This window comes from Streptomyces sp. NPDC048419 (assembly GCF_043200415.1).
Lineage (GTDB): Bacteria > Actinomycetota > Actinomycetes > Streptomycetales > Streptomycetaceae > Streptomyces.
Map to the genome: position 1 here is coordinate 135471 of NZ_JBICXT010000014.1, position 19570 is coordinate 155040.

The 19570-nt window shown below is 71.2% G+C and carries 16 protein-coding genes and 1 riboswitch; of the genes, 12 read left to right on the forward strand and 4 right to left on the reverse strand.

Annotated elements, in window-relative coordinates; all coding sequences use genetic code 11:
- Positions 1–46: 46 nt before the first annotated feature.
- Entirely contained in the window at positions 47–3577 is a 3531-nt protein-coding gene (mfd, locus tag ACGFYN_RS27590; protein WP_393868566.1) for a transcription-repair coupling factor, read from the forward strand.
- A 104-nt stretch (positions 3578–3681) separates the two neighbouring features.
- Here the strand turns inward: mfd and ACGFYN_RS27595 are convergent, their stop codons facing one another.
- The gene (locus tag ACGFYN_RS27595; protein ID WP_384263759.1) at positions 3682–3867 is read right to left on the reverse strand and encodes an antitoxin; all 186 of its coding nucleotides are present in this window, start codon (positions 3865–3867) and stop codon (positions 3682–3684) included.
- A gap of 188 nt (positions 3868–4055) precedes the next feature.
- Here ACGFYN_RS27595 and ACGFYN_RS27600 point away from each other — a divergent pair, with 188 nt between their 5' ends.
- On the forward strand, positions 4056–4772 hold the full coding sequence (locus ACGFYN_RS27600) for an HNH endonuclease family protein (protein WP_393868567.1): 717 nt from the start codon (positions 4056–4058) through the stop codon (positions 4770–4772).
- A gap of 88 nt (positions 4773–4860) precedes the next feature.
- A complete protein-coding gene (locus ACGFYN_RS27605; RefSeq protein WP_393868568.1) occupies positions 4861–5604 on the forward strand; it encodes an N-acetyltransferase in 744 nt (247 codons plus the stop codon).
- A gap of 30 nt (positions 5605–5634) precedes the next feature.
- On the opposite strand, the gene ACGFYN_RS27610 is transcribed toward ACGFYN_RS27605, so the two are convergent.
- Both ACGFYN_RS27610 and ACGFYN_RS27615 read right to left on the reverse strand, forming a co-directional pair.
- Entirely contained in the window at positions 5635–6450 is an 816-nt protein-coding gene (locus ACGFYN_RS27610) for a hypothetical protein (protein ID WP_393868569.1), read from the reverse strand.
- 77 nt (positions 6451–6527) lie between these two features.
- Positions 6528–7196 carry a hypothetical protein gene (locus ACGFYN_RS27615; protein WP_393868570.1) on the reverse strand — a complete coding sequence of 223 codons (669 nt, stop codon included), beginning with the start codon at positions 7194–7196 and terminating at the stop codon, positions 6528–6530.
- A gap of 193 nt (positions 7197–7389) precedes the next feature.
- Between ACGFYN_RS27615 and ACGFYN_RS27620 the strand changes: the two genes are divergently transcribed.
- From ACGFYN_RS27620 to ACGFYN_RS27645, 6 genes are all read left to right on the forward strand, one after another.
- The gene (locus ACGFYN_RS27620; RefSeq protein ID WP_393868571.1) at positions 7390–9549 is read left to right on the forward strand and encodes an N-6 DNA methylase; all 2160 of its coding nucleotides are present in this window, start codon (positions 7390–7392) and stop codon (positions 9547–9549) included.
- A 102-nt stretch (positions 9550–9651) separates the two neighbouring features.
- A complete protein-coding gene (locus ACGFYN_RS27625) occupies positions 9652–10221 on the forward strand; it encodes a hypothetical protein (protein WP_393868572.1) in 570 nt (189 codons plus the stop codon).
- 38 nt (positions 10222–10259) lie between these two features.
- On the forward strand, positions 10260–11753 hold the full coding sequence (locus ACGFYN_RS27630) for a protein kinase (protein ID WP_393868657.1): 1494 nt from the start codon (positions 10260–10262) through the stop codon (positions 11751–11753).
- A gap of 125 nt (positions 11754–11878) precedes the next feature.
- Positions 11879–12706, forward strand: a complete 828-nt coding sequence (locus tag ACGFYN_RS27635; RefSeq protein ID WP_393868573.1) for a glycoside hydrolase domain-containing protein — start codon at positions 11879–11881, stop codon at positions 12704–12706.
- A gap of 168 nt (positions 12707–12874) precedes the next feature.
- On the forward strand, positions 12875–13522 hold the full coding sequence (locus ACGFYN_RS27640; RefSeq protein WP_393868574.1) for a SurA N-terminal domain-containing protein: 648 nt from the start codon (positions 12875–12877) through the stop codon (positions 13520–13522).
- 18 nt (positions 13523–13540) lie between these two features.
- On the forward strand, positions 13541–14527 hold the full coding sequence (locus tag ACGFYN_RS27645) for a nucleoside triphosphate pyrophosphohydrolase (protein ID WP_393868575.1): 987 nt from the start codon (positions 13541–13543) through the stop codon (positions 14525–14527).
- Here the strand turns inward: ACGFYN_RS27645 and ACGFYN_RS27650 are convergent.
- A complete protein-coding gene (locus ACGFYN_RS27650) occupies positions 14490–15752 on the reverse strand; it encodes a cytochrome P450 (protein WP_393868576.1) in 1263 nt (420 codons plus the stop codon). The genes ACGFYN_RS27645 and ACGFYN_RS27650 overlap by 38 nt on opposite strands.
- Positions 15753–15958: 206 nt before the next feature.
- On the opposite strand from ACGFYN_RS27650, the gene ACGFYN_RS27655 reads away from it, so the two are divergent.
- The 3 genes from ACGFYN_RS27655 (at position 15959) to eno (ending at position 19570) form a co-directional block, all read left to right on the forward strand.
- Entirely contained in the window at positions 15959–16930 is a 972-nt protein-coding gene (locus ACGFYN_RS27655; protein ID WP_393868577.1) for a transglycosylase family protein, read from the forward strand.
- Between the two features lie 195 nt (positions 16931–17125).
- Positions 17126–17295: riboswitch (cyclic di-AMP (ydaO/yuaA leader) on the forward strand.
- A 3-nt stretch (positions 17296–17298) separates the two neighbouring features.
- Positions 17299–17976, forward strand: coding sequence for a transglycosylase family protein (locus ACGFYN_RS27660; RefSeq protein ID WP_393868578.1), 678 nt, complete (start codon positions 17299–17301; stop codon positions 17974–17976).
- A gap of 307 nt (positions 17977–18283) precedes the next feature.
- Positions 18284–19570: a phosphopyruvate hydratase gene (eno, locus tag ACGFYN_RS27665; RefSeq protein ID WP_384263916.1), complete on the forward strand. Its 1287-nt coding sequence runs from the start codon at positions 18284–18286 to the stop codon at positions 19568–19570.

The following is a 19570-nucleotide window of genomic DNA, read 5'->3' on the forward strand; positions in this document are numbered from 1 at the left end:
CGTCGGGCGATTCGCGTTGCCCACCCCCGGACGAAAGCCGCCCCGAATGAGCCTGCACGGTCTGCTCGACGCCGTCGTCAAGGACACCGCCCTCGCGGAAGCCGTCAAGGCCGCAGCGGGCGCGGGCCGCATGCACGTCGACCTGGTCGGCCCCCCGGCGGCCCGCCCCTTCGCGGTGGCCGCGCTGGCCCGCGAGACCGGCCGCACAGTGCTGGCGGTGACGGCGACCGGCCGCGAGGCCGAGGACCTGGCGGCCGCCCTCAGGTCTTTGCTGCCGCCGGACCGCGTCGTGGAGTACCCCTCCTGGGAGACGCTCCCGCACGAGCGGCTGAGCCCGCGCAGCGACACCGTGGGCCGCCGGCTCGCGGTGCTGCGCCGCCTCGCCCACCCGAGCACCGACGACCCCGAGACCGGCCCGGTCTCCGTCGTCGTGGCGCCCGTGCGCTCCGTGCTCCAGCCGCAGGTCAAGGGCCTCGGCGACCTGGAGCCGGTCGCCCTCAGGACCGGCCGTACCGCCGACCTGAACGACATCGTGGAAGCCCTCGCCGCCGCCGCGTACGCACGCGTGGAGCTCGTCGAGAAGCGCGGCGAGTTCGCCGTACGAGGCGGCATCCTCGACGTCTTCCCGCCCACCGAGGAACACCCCCTGCGGGTGGAGTTCTGGGGCGACGACATCGAGGAGATCCGCTACTTCAAGGTCGCCGACCAGCGCTCCCTGGAGGTCGCCGAGCACGGCCTGTGGGCGCCGCCCTGCCGCGAGCTGCTGCTGACGGACGACGTGCGCGCCCGGGCGCGTGCCCTCGCCGAAGAGCACCCCGAGCTGGGCGAGCTGCTGGGCAGGATCGCCGAGGGCATCGCGGTGGAGGGCATGGAGTCCCTGGCCCCCGTCCTCGTGGACGACATGGAGCTGCTGCTCGACGTGCTTCCCAAGGGCGCCATGACCTTCGTCTGCGACCCGGAGCGGGTACGCACGCGTGCCGCCGACCTCGTGGCCACCAGCCAGGAGTTCCTGCAGGCCTCCTGGGCCGCCACCGCGGGCGGCGGCGAGGCCCCCATCGACGTCGGCGCGGCCTCCCTGCGGTCCATCGCGGACGTCCGGGACCGTGCGCGCGAGCTGGACATGATGTGGTGGTCGGTGTCGCCGTTCGCCGCCGACGAGGAGCTCGACGCGGACACCCTCAAGCTCGGCATGCACGCCCCCGAGACCTACCGCGGCGACACCGCCAAGGCCCTCGCCGACACCAAGGGCTGGCTCGCCGACGGCTGGCGCACGGTCTTCGTCACCGAGGCCCACGGTCCCGCGGCCCGTACGGTCGAGGTGCTGGGCGGCGAGGGCATCGCGGCCCGTCTGGACGCGGAGCTCGGTGAGATCTCCCCGTCCGTCGTGCACGTGGCGTGCGGCTCGATCGACTACGGCTTCGTGGACCCGGCCCTGAAGCTCGCGGTCCTGACCGAGACCGACCTGTCGGGGCAGAAGGCGGCCGGCAAGGACGGCGCCAGGATGCCGGCCCGCCGCCGCAAGACGATCGACCCGCTCACCCTGGAGGCGGGCGACTACATCGTCCACGAGCAGCACGGCGTGGGCCGCTACATCGAGATGGTGCAGCGCACGGTCCAGGGCGCCACGCGCGAGTACCTGGTCGTCGAGTACGCCCCCGCCAAGCGCGGCCAGCCCGGCGACCGCCTCTACATCCCCACCGACCAGCTGGAGCAGATCACCAAGTACGTCGGCGGTGAGGCCCCCACCCTGCACCGCCTGGGCGGCGCCGACTGGACCAAGACCAAGGCGCGCGCCAAGAAGGCCGTCAAGGAGATCGCGGCCGACCTGATCAAGCTCTACAGCGCGCGCATGGCGGCCCCCGGGCACGCGTTCGGCACGGACACCCCGTGGCAGCGCGAGCTGGAGGACGCCTTCCCGTACGCGGAGACGCCCGACCAGCTCACCACCATCGCCGAGGTCAAGGACGACATGGAGAAGACGGTCCCGATGGACCGCCTGATCTGCGGCGACGTCGGTTACGGCAAGACGGAGATCGCGGTCCGCGCCGCCTTCAAGGCCGTCCAGGACGGCAAGCAGGTCGCGGTCCTGGTCCCGACGACCCTCCTGGTCCAGCAGCACTTCGGGACGTTCGGCGAGCGCTACTCCCAGTTCCCGGTCAATGTGCGGGCGCTGAGCCGCTTCCAGACCGACACCGAGGCGAAGGCCGTCCTGGAGGGCCTTCGCGAAGGCTCGGTGGACGTCGTCATCGGCACCCACCGCCTGTTCTCCTCGGAGACCAAGTTCAAGGACCTGGGCCTGGTCATCGTCGACGAGGAGCAGCGCTTCGGCGTCGAGCACAAGGAGCAGCTGAAGAAGCTGCGCGCGAACGTCGACGTCCTGACGATGTCCGCCACCCCGATCCCGCGCACCCTGGAGATGGCGGTCACCGGCATCCGCGAGATGTCGACCATCACCACCCCGCCCGAGGAGCGCCACCCGGTCCTGACCTTCGTCGGCCCCTACGAGGAGAAGCAGATCGGCGCGGCCATCCGCCGTGAACTCCTGCGCGAGGGCCAGGTCTTCTACATCCACAACCGGGTCGAGTCCATCGACCGCGCGGCCTCCCGCCTGCGTGAGATCGTCCCCGAGGCACGCATCGCGACGGCGCACGGCCAGATGTCGGAGTCGGCGCTCGAGCAGGTCGTCGTCGACTTCTGGGAGAAGAAGTACGACGTCCTCGTCTCGACCACGATCGTCGAGTCCGGCATCGACATCTCCAACGCCAACACCCTGATCGTGGAGCGCGGCGACAACTTCGGCCTCTCCCAGCTGCACCAGCTGCGAGGCCGCGTCGGGCGTGGCCGCGAGCGCGGCTACGCATACTTCCTCTACCCGCCGGAGAAGCCGCTGACGGAGACGGCGCACGAGCGCCTGGCCACCATCGCCCAGCACACCGAGATGGGCGCGGGCATGTACGTGGCCATGAAGGACCTGGAGATCCGCGGCGCCGGCAACCTGCTCGGCGGTGAGCAGTCCGGACACATCGCGGGCGTCGGCTTCGACCTGTACGTGCGGATGGTCGGCGAGGCCGTCGCGGACTACCGGGCCGCGCTGGACGGCGGTGTCGAGGAGGAGCCGCCGCTCGAGGTCAAGATCGAGCTCCCGGTCGACGCGCACGTCCCGCACGACTACGCCCCGGGCGAGCGCCTGCGCCTGCAGGCGTACCGCGCCATCGCCTCCGCCAACACGGAGGAGGACGTCAAGTCGGTGCGCGAGGAACTCGTCGACCGCTACGGCAAGTTGCCCGAGCCGGTCGAGAACCTGCTGCTGGTCGCCGGGCTGCGCATGCTCGCCCGCGCGTGCGGCGTCGGCGAGATCGTCCTGCAGGGCAACAACATCCGCTTCGCACCGGTGGAGTTGCGGGAGTCCCAGGAGCTGCGGGTCAAGCGGCTCTACCCGGGCGTCGTCGTCAAGCCGGCGGTCCACCAGGTGCTCGTACCGCGCCCGAAGACCGCGAAGGTGGGCGGGAAGCCGCTGGTCGGACGCCAACTGCTGGGCTGGGTCGGCGAGTTCCTGACGTCGATCCTGGGGTCGTAGCCGAATACCCGTACCAGGGCTGGGGGAAGCCGTCCGCGTGAGCATGCGCTCCGCGGACGGCTTCCGATCTCAGGTTGGGGGAAGAACCGGCGAGCCTCCAGGGGCTACGGCTGCTCGGGCCTGTCCCGGTCCATACCCATCTGGCCCTCGATCTTCTGCTGCGCGTCGTCGACCTGGCTCTCGTACTTGTTGCCGGTCCTCTCGTTGACCTTCTTCTCCGCCATGTCGGAGCCTTGCTTGGCCTTGTCCTGCATCTGGCGGTTGCTCTTGAACCTGTCGAAGATGCCCATCCAGAGCTCCTTCCGGAGTTACTCACTCTCGACGGTACGTCTGAATTGCGTCGATCGACCACTTCAGTCCGAATTGGTCTGGACCTCGTGAACGACTCCGTGCGCCCTGCGGCTACGGTGTGCGCGAAGCCGTAGACGGGAAGACGCCCCCTGCAGGGGGGACTTGGGTGGCAAGGGGAGGGCGCACCGTGAGGCGTCTGAGGGGCGGGGCCGCGGCAGCCGTCGTGCTGGTGTTCGCCGTGGCCGGATGCAAGGCGGAGACGAAGACGGGCTCCGGCGGGCCGGAGCAGACCGGGGGCGGCGGCGCCGCCCTCACGGCCGCCGAGTCCCTCACCGTGAAGGGCCGGGCGCCGAAGACGGGCTACAGCCGTGAGAGGTTCGGCACCGCCTGGGCGGACACCGACTCCAACAGCTGCGACACCCGGGACGACATCCTCAAACGGGACCTGGACGACGTGAAGTTCACCGGCGGCACCTGCAAGGTGTCGTACGGCGTGCTGGAGTCGGACCCGTACTCGGGCAAGCAGGTGGCCTACAGGCGCGGCCGCAGCCTGGTCGACATCGACCACATGGTCGCCCTCTCCGACGCCTGGCAGAAGGGCGCGAAGTACTGGGACGCCGGCAAGCGCATAGCCCTGGCCAACGACCCGCTCAACCTCCTCGCCGTCGACGCGAGCACCAACCGCTCCAAGGGTGACGGCGACACCGCGACCTGGGTGCCGCCCAACAAGGCCTTCCGGTGCACGTACGTCGCCGCGCAGGTCGCCGTGAAGAAGAAGTACGGGCTGTGGGTGACCGCCGCGGAGAAGGCCGCGATGGAGAGGGTCCTCAGGACGTGCCCGGGGCAGAAGCTGCCCAGCGGCGGCAACCCGACGAAGGCGCCGAGCCGCTTCCACGCGGGCTGAGCCGCGGCGCCGCGTGCCGGGGCGGCGCGTGCCGGGGCGGCGCGAAAAAGCGGTGTCCGGCCGTGCGGTGCCCGCCTACGGTGAGCGCATGGAGCTGAAGGTGTCGAGCCTCGCCGAGCGCCCCGAGATGTTCGGGCCGGTCGTGCAGATGGCAAACAGCTGGCCCGAGTTCGTGAAGCACGACCCCGTCGGCGACGCGCACTACGGACGGATCGCCGCCGAACTCCCGGAGTACGTCCTGTTCGCGGTGGACGAGCGGGACCAGGTCCTCGCCCACGCCTACAGCGTGCCCTTCGTCCTCGCCGCCGAGGGCCGCGGCGCACTGCCGGCCCGCGGCTGGGACCAGGTGCTCGTGTGGGCCTTCGAGGATCTGCGCGGCTCGGCCCGCCCCGACACCGTCAGCGCCATCGCGATCGTCGTCGCCCCGGACGCCCAGGGCCGCGGACTGTCCGCCCGGATGCTCTCCGCGCTGCGCGACAACGCCGGCAGCCTCGGCTTCGGCGAGGTCGTGGCCCCGGTCCGCCCCAGCGCCAAGCACCTCGAACCGCGCACCCCGATCGAGGAGTACGCGCACCGGGTGCGGGCGGACGGGCTGCCGCACGACCCGTGGCTGCGCGTGCACGCCCGCGCGGGCGCCCGCATCGAGTGCGTGGCCCCCGCCTCCATGACCGTCTCCGGCTCGCTGACCGAGTGGCGCGGCTGGACCGGGCTGCCCTTCGACGCCCGGGGGGACGTCGAGGTGCCCGGTGCGCTGGTGCCGGTGCGGTGCGAGCCGGAGCGGGGTTATGCCGTGTACGTCGAGCCCAACGTGTGGATGCGGCACGCCCTTTGAGGGCTTCCGTTCTCAGGGGGCGGGGGCGGTTCAGCCGCCCAGGGCGTCCAGGTCCAGGATCTTCCCGGCGGGCTTCTGCGCCGGAACCGGCTTCTCGAAGTCGCTGAAGGTGATGGAGCCCGCGTCCGTCCCGGTGCTGTCCAGGCGCAGCAGATACGGCTTGCCCTCGGTGGCGACGTACATCGTGTAGCGGTCCTTGCCGTCCTTGACCTTCAGGACGGCCGCCGTCGCACCGTCGACCTGAGCCGTGCCGGCCCGGGTCGCCGTCGGGTCGTCCGCGCCGCCCGAGGAGCCGTCCGAACCGACGTCCTCGGCGCCGCCGAGCACCGAGTTCAGGTCGCAGAAGCTCGCGATGTCCTTGGCGTCCGAGCCCTTGGCGGACATCCTGGTCCACTTCCCGGCCAGCATGCCGACGGCCGCGTCGACGTCCGCCTTGGACTCGCCCTTGCTCTGCTCGCGCAGGAACGCCTCGTCGTACTTCATGTAGACGGTGTCGCCGGTCTTGATCAGGTCGGCCTTGCCCCGTGTGCCCATGCCGAGCGTGCCGGCGCACTCGTTCTTCTTGTCCAGGGCCATGTCGATCCGGATGGTGCCGGCGCTCTCGTCGTCCTGGACGGTGCCCTTCATCCGGAGCGAGGAGGCGCCGGTGGTGGCCTTCATGGCCCGGTCGCCGATCTCGTCGGCGCTCAGTCCGGCGAACGGCTCCTTCTGCTTGCTCGACGCGGCCGTGGCGGACGTCCCGCCACCGGCCTTGTCATCGGCCTTGTCCTTGCCGGACTGGCAGCCGACGAGACCTGTGGTGGCCGCGGCGAGAAGGCAGACGGCGGCAAGTGCGGTACGACGCATGGGGATTCCTTGGTGGAGATGGAAGGGAAGGCGAAGTGAGGTGACGCGAAGGAAGGTGAGGCGAGGCGAGGTGGGAGTCAGCCCGTCTTCTGCCAGTCGTGGCAGCCGGTCGTCTTGAAGTAGCCGTCCGAGGCGCTGATCGTGACGACGGCCGTACCGGTCACGTTGTTGTTCGCGATGATCGAACCGAGCGAGTGCGCGGCGTCCTTGGTCCGCTCCCAGTAGCAGGCGTCGTCCGCGTTGCCGGTCGACCGGTACGTGCCGGGCGCGATGTCCGAGCCGACTCTGAACATCCCGCCGTCGCCGGCCATCCGGGCCGCGGGTGTGCCCTTGGCCTTGAGGCCGACGGCCTCCCAGTCCTTGCAGCCGGTGGACTTGAAGAGCTTGTCGGTGGCCTTGACGGTGACGTAACTGGTGCCGCTGACATTGTCGTTGGCCAGGATCGAGTCCGTCTCGCCCTTGGCGTCCTTGGCCCGCTCCCAGTAACACATGCCGTCGCTGTTGCCGGTGGTGCGGTAGGTGCCGGGCCTGATGTCCGAGCCGACCCGGAAGTCGCCGTCGCCGGCGAACGCGGCCTTCTTCCTGGCGGCGGCCTCCTTCTTGCCGCCGGAGCTGTGCTGCGCGGACGCCGAGGAGCCCTTGCCGGAGTCGCCGTCGCCCTTTCCGTCGCCACCGTTCGTCGACGCGACACCGATGATCACGACGCCCACGACGGCGCCCAGCGCGATCTTGCCCTTCATGCCCATGGCTGTGTCCCCCCTCGGACCGCGGCCGCCGCTCGGCGGCCGCTCGTTCGCTGGGTCAATAACAGCAGAGCGTGTGAACCGAGTCAACACGATTCACGGATTAGGGTACGTACACGGTCGTGAACCCGTAGATCTTGCATACGTCGGTATGCTCGCCTCACACACGGTGGGGGGACGAAGAGGGGAGCCGCCGGTGCAGGACAACGCGACAGAGGTGACCGCCGCCGGGATCGCGCGGCTCGCCGGAGTCGGCCGCGCCGCCGTCAGCAACTGGCGCCGCCGACACGCCGACTTCCCCAAGCCGGTCGGCGGCACCGAGACCAGCCCGTCCTTCGCGCTCGCCGAGGTGGAGGCCTGGCTGCGTGAGCAGGGCAAACTCGCCGAGGTCCCGCTGCGGGAGCGGGTCTGGCAGCAGCTTGCCGGACACCCCGAGGGCCCCGTCACGGCTCTGACGCACGCAGGCTGCGTCCTGCTGCTCATCCACGCCCGGCCCACCGTGTGGCTGGAGGTGGGCGAAGGTTCCGACCAGCGGCTCGCCGCGAGGCTGCCGAAGGCGCTTGAGCACGTCCTGGCCCCGCGGTTCGGCGCGACGTCAGGGGCGGAGCCGGCTGTGAACACCGCACACGACGCGACCGCCCGGCCTTCCACGGACGCCCCGCACGGCGTGAACCCCCCGCACGGCGTGAACCCCCCGCACGGCGTGAACCCCCCGCACGGCGTGAACCCCCCGCCCGCCGTCCGGGCTCCCGCCACGATCCAGCTCCTGCCCTCCGTTCCCCTTCTGCGCGGTGCCGCCGAGCTCGCCGCCGAGATGGGGGCCCGGCAGACCTTCGAGTTCCTGCTGGGCCGGCACCTCGACGCCAACCCGCGCCAGTACACGCTGACCCCGGCCGACCTGGCGGCCCTGATGGCCGACCTCGCCGGGCCCGCCCGCACCCTCCTCGACCCGGCCTGCGGCACCGGCGCCCTGCTGCGCGCCGTCGCCCCCCGACCCGGCCAGGAGCTGTACGCGCAGGACAGCGCCCCCGAACTGGCCGCGCTCACCGCGCTCCGGCTCGCCCTGCACAACCCGGCCGCCGTGCGCGGCGCCACGGGCGACACGCTCCGCGCCGACGCCTTCCCCGGCCTGCGCGCCGACGCCGTCCTGTGCCACCCGCCGTTCAACGAACGCAACTGGGGCCACGACGAACTCGCCTACGACCCCCGCTGGGAGTACGGCTTCCCGGCCCGCAACGAGTCCGAGCTGGCCTGGGTGCAGCACGCCCTGGCCCGCCTGAGGGACGGCGGCACGGCCGTGCTCCTCATGCCGCCCGCCGCGGCGTCCCGCCGCTCCGGCCGCCGCATCCGCGCCGACCTGCTGCGCCGCGGCGCGCTCCGCGCCGTCGTCGCCCTGCCCCTCGGCGCGGCGCCGCCGTACAACATCCCGCTGCACCTGTGGGTGCTGCGGCGGCCCGAACGGGCGCCCGCGCAGCCGGAGTTGCTGCTCGTGGACACGGGGCAGCACGCCACCGAGGGGCGCGGCGGGCCCGACTGGCGTGCCGTGCGCGAGAGCGTCCTCGACGCCTGGCGGGCCTACGACCGCACGGGCACCCTCAAGGAGCGCCCGGGTCTCGCCCGCGCCCTCCCCGTCATCGACCTCCTCGACGACGACGTCGACCTCGCCCCGGCCCGGCACCTGCCGCCCCCGGCGGCGGCCGACGGCGCGGGCGCCCTGACCGCCGTACGCGAACGCCTCGGTGAGACGCTGCGGCTGACCGCCGACCTCACGCCGTCGCCCGCCGATTCCGCGTCCGCGCGCTGGCCGCTCACCACGGTCGGCGAACTCGCGCGCGGGGGAGCCCTGGTGATGCGCACCGGCGGAAACGGCGGCCACGCGCGTGTGCCCGTGCTCACCGACCACGACGTCCTGGCCGGCACGGCCCCCTCGGGGGCCCTGCCCGAGAGCGACGACGAGGCCGTGCTGACCGAACCGGGCGACGTGGTCGTGCCGGTGCTCGGCGGCGGCTCGGTGACGCGCGTGATCGACGAGGCGACGGGCGGCGCCGCCCTCGGGCGCAACCTTGTGCTCCTGCGCCCCGATCCCGCCGCGCTCGACCCCTGGTTCCTCGCCGGATTCCTGCGCGGCACCGCCAACAACCGCCAGGCCAGCAGCTATGCGTCCACGGCCACCCGTCTCGACGTGCGCCGCCTCCAGCTGCCCCGCCTCCCCCTGGACGCACAGCGCCGCTACGGCGCCCGCTTCCGCGCCCTCGACGAGTTCGAGCGCGCCCTCAGACACGCGGGCCGGCTGGGGGAGCAGCTCGTACGCGGGATGTACGACGGACTGACGGACGGGACGGTCGCGCCGGACTGAGCCGGACAACGGTTCGGTACAACCCGTGACCGGTTGTCCTTGTCGGCCTATACGCTCGGACACAGCATTTGTGTTCGTCCCATCAGGTCTCCAGGAGCAGCCATGCAGGGCCACGGCTATGCCCCGCCACAGCAGCGTCGACCCTCGACCGGGGTGCTGGTCCTGCTGCGCGTGATCTTCGTGGCGGTGGCGATCCTCAGCATCGGGTTCCTGGCATGGGTGGCGACGCTGCGGGCCGCGATCGTGAGCCGCAGGCGCGCCGACTGGTGGGTCTTCGGCGGCTCGCTGGCGGTCCTCGGCATCAGCTTCGGTCTGCTCGCCACCGACAACACCGATGACTTCAGCACGCCCAAGGGCAACGCGGGCATGATCATCCTGCTGCTCAACGCCGCGGCCTGCGCCGGCTACTACCTGTACGCGGACATACGCCACTTCCGGCCGTATCCCACCGGCTACGCGGCACCCCCGGCCCAGGGCATGGGTTACGGCTACCCGCAGCCCCCGTCGCCGTACGCGGCCACCGTCCCGCAGACGCCGGTGACCCCCACCCCCGTGCCGCCACCCCCGCCGCAGCGCCCCGCCCCCGCCCGCATCGACCAGGTGCGCGCGGAACTCGACGAACTCAGCGACTACTTGCGCAAGCACCCCGGCAACCCCGAGGGCGGAAGGTGACCGTGACGACGGGGCGTGTCGTCGCCGCCCGGTATGCGCTGTCCACGCTCATCGGACAGGGCGGCATGGGCCAGGTGTGGACGGCCTACGACCAGCGGCTCGACCGGCGCGTGGCGGTGAAGCTGCTGCGCCCCGACAAGGTGGCGGGCCTGGAGGCCGACGAGCTTCGCCGCCGCTTCGTGCGCGAGTGCCGGGTGACCGCGCAGGTCGACCACCCCGGGCTGGTCACGGTGCACGACGCGGGCAGCGAGGGCGAGGAGCTGTTCCTCGTCATGCAGTACGTCGACGGCGCCGACCTCTCCGACCACCTCGCCGAGCATGACCCCTACCCCTGGCAGTGGGCCGTCGCGGTCGCTGCGCAACTGTGCGCCGTGCTCAGCGCCGTGCACGCCGTGCCGATCGTCCACCGCGACCTCAAGCCGAGGAACGTCATGGTGAAGCAGGACGGCACGGTCACCGTCCTCGACCTCGGTGTCGCCTCCGTGATGGACGCCGACACCACGCGCCTGACGCACACCGGCTCGCCCATCGGCTCGCCCGCCTACATGGCGCCCGAGCAGGCGATGGGCGGCGCGGTCGGCCCGTACACCGACCTGTACGCGCTCGGTGTGCTGCTGCACGAACTCCTCAGCGGCGACGTCCCGTTCGCGGGCTCGACGGCGCTCGGCGTGCTGCACCGGCACCTGTACGAGCCGCCGGTCCCCGTGCGCCGGCTGCGCTCCGAGGTGCCCGAGGCCCTCGAGGCGCTCGTCCTGCGCCTGCTCGCCAAGGACCCGCTGCACCGCCCGGCCTCCGCGCAGGAGGTCTACGAGCACCTGGAGCTGCTCCTGCCCGCGCGGGGGACGCCCACGGGCGCACCCCTCGACCCCACGCGTCCCTTCCTGCGCCCGCACGCCCCCTGGCCGGACCGCGCCCGCACTCCGGCGCCCCGGCCCGCCCCGGTCGCGCCGGCGGTGGAGAAGGCCGAGCAGCCGGACGTCGCCCGCGCCGTCGACGAGGTCAAGCGCCTGCTCGGCGAGGGCCGCATCACCCAGGCCGTCGACATCCTCGGCGCGATCCTGCCCGCCGCCGCCGAACAGCACGGCGAGCACTCCCCGGTGGTCCGCACGCTGCGCAAGCAGTACGCGGCGACCCTCTTGGACGACGGCCAGTACCGTCGCGCGCTGCCCGAGCTGCGCCGCCTCGCCGACGAGCACGCCGCCGAGGCCGGCCAGGCCGACCCCCAGTCGCTCCGCTTCCGCTACGAGGCCGCCCAGTGCCTGGAGTCCCTCGGCGAACCGGCGGCCGCGCTGGCCGAATACCGGGCGCTGCTGCCGTACTACGAGAACCAGTACGTGGCCGGCGACCCCGAGCTCTCCCACGACGTCCGCCGCCGCATCGGCCACCTTCTGCTCGCCCTCGGCGACCGGGCCGCCGCCCACGACACCCTCGCCCGCCTGCTGATGGACGTGGAGCGCCTGCGCGGCCCCGGCCATCCGCTCGCGGTGGAGGTGCGCCGGACGCTGCAGTGGCTGGGACAGGTGCGCGGGTAGTTTTTGCCGACCACAGGGAGACTTTTGTGAACTCCAGGGGTTTGTGTTTCCCGAACGCATGATCGGCACGGGATAGGTTGCGGTTCGCTTTCGCCACGCAACGCACAACCAGGGGTGGGGTATTCATGGCCGGTCATCGGCAGTCGAAGAAGCGCAGATACATCACATGGGGTGTCGCCGGTGCCGCCGTCGTCGCCGGAGCAGGCCTCGCCGCGCAGTCCTCCATGGCCGCCACCACCTGGCCCGCGCAGAGGACCTACACCGGCCGCGCCTTCGACACCTGCGCCGCGCCCTCCCTCTCCGCGATGAAGGCCTGGCACGGCGGCCTCTACGGCGCCGCCGCCGTGTACGTCGGAGGCAAGAACCGCGGCTGCTCGCAGCCCAACCTCACCGCCTCCTGGGTGAAGTCGGTCAGCAGCGTCGGCTGGAAGCTCGTCCCGATCTACGTCGGCGCCCAGCCGCCCTGCCAGTCCGGCTCCAACCCCGAGAAGCTCACCGCCACCACGGCGTCCTCGCTCGGCAAGGCCGACGCGGACGACGCCGTCGCCAAGGCCTCGGCGCTCGGCATGAAGGCCGGCAGCCCGATCTACCTGGACATGGAGTCGTACGACATCACGAACACGTCGTGCAACAACGCCGTGCTCACCTACGTCCGCGCCTTCGACAAGGAACTCCGCGTCAAGGTGTACCGGGCGGGCTACTACGGCTTCACCAGCTCCAGCGCGAAGGCGATCGCCAACGCGACCGACAAGACCGACCTGCCGGGCAACCTCTGGTACGCGCTGTGGGACAAGCAGAACACCACGACCACGGACTGGCCGTTCGGCAAGACCCAGTTCACCGATCACAGCCGCGGCCACCAGTACCTGGTCAACAGCAAGGAGACGCGCGGCGGCTACACGATCACCGTGGACCGCGACGCTTGGGACGGGCCGGTGGCCATCACCGGCTGACCCCCGGTAGGCCCGCGGCACGCGCGCGTGCATCCGGCGCGGAGCGCGACGGTGCCCGAAGTCGCGGTGAATCGTTGGTCGAATGGGTTGGCCAGAGCTTGGCCGCTGCATACCATCGATCACCGCAAGACTTTGTGCACCGTCGCACAATCTCCTCGGGAGGCTTCCTTGCACCGCCGCCGTCGCTCCGCGCTCGTCCTCACCGCCGCGATCGCCGCCGCGGCTCCCCTGCTCACCGCCTGCGGAAGCGACGCGCATCCCGGCGCGGCCGCCGTGGTCGGCGGGCAGCGGATCACCGTGGCGCAGCTGGAGAACCGGGTGAACGAGGTGCGCACGGCACAGCGCGCGGCCGTCAAGGACGATGCCCAGTTCAAGCAGGCCGTCTCGCAGACCAGCTCCCTCACCCGTGACACCCTGCACAGCCTGGTCCTCGACCGGGTGGTGCACCGGGCCGCCCAGGACGCGGACATCACGGTCACGCCCAAGGAGATCCAGCAGATGCGCACCGGCCTGGAGCAGCAGGTCGGCGGCCCCAAGGCGCTCGAGACGGCCTGGCTGCAGCAGTACGGCGTCGCGCCGCGGCGCGTCGACGACAACCTGCGCCTCCAGCTGGAGGCGCAGAAGCTCGCCCAGAGCCTCGGCACCGACACCAGCAAGCCGCCCTTCTGGAACGCCCTGTCCAAGGCGTCCAAGGAATTGAACGTCGACCTGAACCCGCGCTACGGCGCCTGGGACGTCCAGCAGAGCAGCCGCGTCGACGCGAAGACGCCGTGGGTGCGCGAGGTCACGACGTCGGGCACGCAGCAGTCGGCGTAGCCGGGTTACGTTCGGACCGTGAACGCAACCAGCTCCGAAGAGGCTCCCGGCCGCGTCGTCCTGCTCACCACCAGCCACCGTGTCGCGCCCGGACTGCTGTCCTGGCCCGCCTGGCAGGCACTGCACGCCGCCGACCGCGTGCTGTGCGCGGACGGTGCGCATCCGCAGCTGCCGTATCTGCGGGAGGCCGGAATAGCGGTCGCCGAGGCCTCGCCCACCGCCGAGGAGCTGCTCGGCGCGTGCGCCGGCGGGCACACGGTCGTGGTCGTGGCGACGGGCGAGGGCGAGCCGGCGCTCACCGACGGCCTGGCCCGCCTCGCGGGCTCCGGACGCGTGCGGATGCCGGAGCTGGAGCTGCTCCCCGCCTCGTACGACCTGCCGGGCGCCCGCCTCCTCGACCTCGTCCAGGTCATGGACCAGATCCGCGCCGAGTGCCCGTGGTCCTCCCAGCAGACCCACAAGGGACTGGCGAAGTACGGCATCGAGGAGGCGTACGAACTCGTCGAGGCGATCGAGGACGGCGACCGCGACGAACTGCGCGAGGAACTCGGCGACGTCCTGCTCCAGGTGGTCTTCCACTCCCGTATCGCCGAGGAGGACCCGGACACGCCCTTCTCCATCGACGACGTCGCCGCCGGCATCGTCGCCAAGCTCATCCACCGCCACCCCCATGTCTTCTGGGACGAGACCGCCTCGACGCCCGAGGAGGTCAAGGAGCACTGGCTGCGCACCAAGGCGGTGGAGAAGCAGCGCACCTCGGTGACCGAGGGCGTCCCCCTGGGGCAGCCGGGCCTGGCCCTGGCCGCGAAGCTGGCCTCCCGCACCCGGACGGCGGGCCTCGACGTCCCGCTGCCCCGATCGGAGGGCATCGGCTACGAGTTGCTGGCCCTGGCGGTACGCGCCGAGTCCGACGGCGTGGACCCGGAGGCGGCGCTGCGGGCGGCGGCCCGCGCCTACCGCGACGCGATCAGACGGACGGAGAACAACCCCCGCCAGGAGGGGTGAACCGCACCGGCAGCTCCCGCAGTCCCCGCATGATGAGCCCGCCGCGCCAGCGCAGGTCGGCAGGGTCGGCGGCGAGTTCGAGGTCGGGGAGGCGGCGCAGGAGGGTCTCCAGCGCGGTCCGGGCCTCCAGGCGGGCCAGGGGGGCGCCGAGGCAGTAGTGGATGCCGTGGCCGTAGCCGAGGTGCTGGTTGTCGCGGCGGGCGAGGTCGAGGGTGTCCGGCCCGGTGAAGCGGGCGGGGTCGCGGTCCGCCGCGGCAAGGACGACCAGGACGGGGTCGCCGGTGGCGATGGCCTGCCCGCCGATGGTGAGGGGCTCGGTGGCGAAGCGCCAGGTGGCCAGTTCCACCGGGCCGTCGTAGCGGAGCAGCTCCTCCAAACCGGTGTCGAGCAGCGCCGTCTCGCCGCGCTCGACCGACTCCTGGAGCCGGGCCCGCTGTCCGGGATTGCGCAGCAGCGCGTACATGCCGTTGCCGATGAGGTTGATGGTCGTCTCGAAGCCGGCGAAGAGAAGCACGAAGCACATCGCGGCGGCCTCGTTCTCGGTGAGGTGCTCGCCGTGGTCGGAGGCGCGGATGAGACCCGAGATCAGGTCCTCGCCGAGGTCGCCGCGCTTGCGGTGGATGAGCTCGGCGAGATAGCCGCGGATCTTCTTCACCGAGCGGGCCACCCCGCCGCGCGGCCCGCCGCCGTGCCGGATCATCATCCCCGCCCAGTCCCGGAAGTCGTCCTGGTCCTCGCGCGGGACGCCGAGCAGGTCGCAGATGGCGTAGATGGGGAGGGGGAAGGCGAACTCATGGATCAGGTCGGCCTCGCCCCGCGCCCCGAACCGGTCGATGAGACCGTCCGTCAACTCCTGCACCCGGGGCGTGAATTCCGCCACCCGGCGCGGGGTGAACGCCTTGGAGACGAGACGGCGCAGCCGGGTGTGGTCCGGCGGGTCGATGTTGAGCAGATGCGTCATCAGGTTGGCACTGCGCTCGCCCGGGATGCCGGTCCTGCTCTTGCCCTGCGCGTCCTCGGCGTGATGGTCGGGGTTCTTCGACAGCCGCCCGTCCGCGAGCGCCTGACGTGCGTCGGCGTAGCGGGTGACCAGCCAGGCCTCGACCCCGCTGGGCAGCTTCGTCCGGTGGACGGGGGCGTGCTCGCGCAGCCAGGCGTAGGCCGGATACGGGTCCGAGGCGAATTCCCAGGTGAAGAGTTCGGGGGCGGGGTTCGGGACGTTCACAGCACGACCGTATCGGCACCGGCCGGTGGCCGGACCACCGCGCGGAACCGGTCAAAGATGACACGCTTTCAACTATGTGATCTTCACGTGATCTACGCGGCATTAACTTGTGACAAGTGATCGTCAGCCGATACGTTCACCCACCAGTGCGCTGTGCCGATCACCATGCGCCGCGCCGGTCAATGCTGTCTCCGAAAGGCCCTTGCATGCTCTCCGGGAACGGTCGACACCGTCGCCCCCGCCAGGCTCCCGCCCTCATCGTCGCGGCCGGTGTGACCGGCTCCGCGATCGCCATCCCGCTCCTCGCCGCCTCCGGCGCGAGCGCCGCCGACGGCGGCAGCACGTGGGACAAGGTGGCGCAGTGCGAGACCGGCGGAGCCTGGAGCCAGGACAACGGCAACGGCCGCTACGGCGGCCTTCAGCTGACCCAGGACGACTGGGACAGGTACGGCGGTCTCGACTACGCCACCCGGCCCGACCTGGCCAGCCGCAACCAGCAGATCGCCGTCGCCCAGAAGGTCCTGGCGGACCAGGGCGTGGGCGCGTTCCACACCTGCGGGCTGACCACCGGGCTGAGCAAGGACTCGGACTCGGCGGACATCGACACCGGTGTGCTGGACGGCGGTTCCGATTCGTCCGACTCCTCCGGGACGTCCGGTTCCCTCGGTCTGTCCAACTCCTCGGGCAACTCGTCCGATGAGTCCTCTTCGTCGGATTCGTCTGGCGACTCGTCCGCGGACGAGTCCTCGAGCCCGTCCCCGTCGGCCTCCACCGACAAGACGGACAACTCCACCGAATCCGATGCATCCGCCTCGCCGTCCAAGTCTCCGCCCCATCGCGCCCCGAGCGCCTCGCAGGGGAGTGACAGCTCACCCACAGACCGGGCGAAGAGGGACGAGTCGGACAACTCCGAGCAGTCGGCGGGCTCTTGGAGCCTGGTCGACACCGGTGCGCTCGGCGGCGGCCGTCACCGTGGCGCGAGCGCCGACGAGGTGAAGGCCGACAGCCGGACGGGCGACACCTACACGGTCCACGCCGGCGACACTCTCGCGTCCATCGCCGACTCCCGTGACGTCAGCGGCGGATGGCGTGCGCTGTACGCCGAGAACAAGAAGGCCATCGGCGCCGACCCGAACCAGATCGTGGCCGGTCAGACCCTGCGACTCGGTAGCGAATAGGGCGAAAACCAACGGGAGTTCACGTCACACTTCGCTCGGTAATGTCCGGTTTGGTGAAAGTGTGGGATGAGTCTCAGAAGCCCTGATCGTCTTTGAATTTCCGCGGACCGCGTGTCTACGGTCTTCACCGCTCGTCAACACGAGCCCCGTCTGCCGCAACGCCGAATCCTGCCAGCGGCCGCACGGGAACAGTCGTCGCGTCAAGCGCCGTAGGCAGGAGCGGGGGACCCAAGGTAAGTGCCCCACCGGGAAGTTGCCGGTGGCGGCTTGGGGTGTAGCCGTGCCGAGCGAGAGCGAGGCGCGACCGGGCAACTCAACCGGCCCGAACCCGACAGCTCACCTCGCAGGCGTCGGTGAGGGGATCAACCATGCTGTTTTCCGGTCAGGGCAAGCACCGTCGTCCTTCCAAGGCCACCCGGGTCGCCGCGTTCGCCGGCATCACCGGTGTCGCCATCGCCGCCCCGCTGATGGCGGCCGGCAACGCCTCGGCCGCCACCGCCTCCGAGTGGGACAAGGTCGCCCAGTGCGAGTCCGGCGGCAACTGGTCCATCAACACCGGCAACGGCTACTACGGCGGTCTGCAGTTCTCCGCCTCCACCTGGGCCGCGTACGGCGGCACCGCCTACGCCCCGCAGGCCAACCAGGCCTCCAAGTCGGCGCAGATAGCCGTCGCCGAGAAGGTTCTCGCCGCGCAGGGCAAGGGTGCCTGGCCGGTCTGCGGCACGGGCCTGTCCGGCGCCGCCTACAACGGTGCCGCCGCCTCGAAGCCGAGCACCACCACCCACTCCGACTCGCAGGCCGCCTCCCGCTCCTCCGAGCGTCCGGCCGCGAAGTCGCAGAAGAGCCAGAAGACCGTCACCACCCCGACCGGCAAGAAGGTCAAGAAGGGCGACGGCGAGTACAAGGTCGTCAAGGGTGACACCCTGAGCACCATCGCCACGAAGCACCACGTCGCCGGTGGCTGGTCGAAGCTGTTCAAGCTGAACAAGGACATCGTCCAGAACGCCGACCTCATCTACCCGGGCCAGCAGCTGCACCTCAAGTGACAGCGGGCCGGTAGCCGGACCCCAGCGCCCTGACAGCCGTGTCCTCCAGCATGGAGGACACGTGAGGGTCCGCCCCCGTCCCCACGGTCTCCCCGCCTCGGTGCGTGTTCCCCCGTACGCACCGGGGCGGGGCTTTTTGTGCCCCGCGCGCGTGCTTCCGCGCCGGTTTTTGTTCCGTTCGGAAACAATTTACTCTCGGTTCTGCTCAAGGGGTGGGCGACCGGCTGGCCGATCGGCCTCGGGCGGTTAGGCTCGTCTCGCAGCGCCACCGCGCTACTGCCGTAGTCGCGTCACATCCATGAAGGAGATGCTCGTGCCGTCCATCGACGTCGTCGTAGCCCGGGAAATCCTGGACTCCCGAGGCAACCCCACGGTCGAGGTCGAGGTCGGCCTCGACGACGGCAGCACGGGTCGTGCCGCCGTCCCGTCCGGCGCCTCCACGGGTGCCTTCGAGGCCATCGAGCTCCGCGACGGCGACCCCAACCGCTACCAGGGCAAGGGCGTCGAGAAGGCCGTCCTCGCCGTGATCGAGCAGATCGGCCCGGAGCTGGTCGGCTACGACGCCACCGAGCAGCGCCTGATCGACCAGGCGATGTTCGACCTGGACGCCACCGACAACAAGGGCTCGCTCGGCGCCAACGCCATCCTCGGCGTCTCCCTCGCCGTGGCCCACGCCGCCTCCGAGGCCAGCGACCTGCCGCTCTTCCGCTACCTGGGCGGCCCGAACGCGCACCTGCTGCCGGTGCCGATGATGAACATCCTGAACGGTGGGTCGCACGCCGACTCGAACGTCGACATCCAGGAGTTCATGATCGCCCCGATCGGCGCGGAGTCCTTCTCCGAGGCGCTGCGCTGGGGCACCGAGGTCTACCACACCCTCAAGAAGGTGCTGAAGAGCAAGGGCCTGGCCACCGGCCTCGGCGACGAGGGCGGCTTCGCCCCGAACCTCGGCTCCAACCGCGAGGCCCTCGACCTCATCCTCGAGGCCATCAAGGAAGCCGGTTACGCCCCCGGCGAGCAGATCGCCCTCGCGCTCGACGTCGCCGCCTCCGAGTTCTACAAGGACGGCAAGTACCTCTTCGAGGGCAAGGAGCGCTCCGCCGCCGAGATGACGGAGTACTACGAGGAGCTCGTCGCGGCCTACCCGCTCGTCTCCGTCGAGGACCCGCTGTTCGAGGACGACTGGGCCGGCTGGAAGGTCCTCACGGACAAGCTCGGCGACAAGGTCCAGATCGTCGGCGACGACCTGTTCGTCACCAACCCGGAGCGCCTGGCCCGCGGCATCGACGACGGCGCCGCCAACGCGCTGCTCGTCAAGGTCAACCAGATCGGCTCGCTGACCGAGACCCTGGACGCCGTCGAGCTGGCCCAGCGCAACGGCTTCAAGTGCATGATGTCCCACCGCTCCGGCGAGACCGAGGACGTCACCATCGCCGACCTCGCGGTCGCCACCAACTGCGGCCAGATCAAGACCGGCGCCCCGGCCCGCTCCGAGCGCGTCGCCAAGTACAACCAGCTGCTGCGCATCGAGGAGATCCTGGACGACGCCGCGGTGTACGCCGGCCGCAGCGCCTTCCCCCGCTTCAAGGGCTGA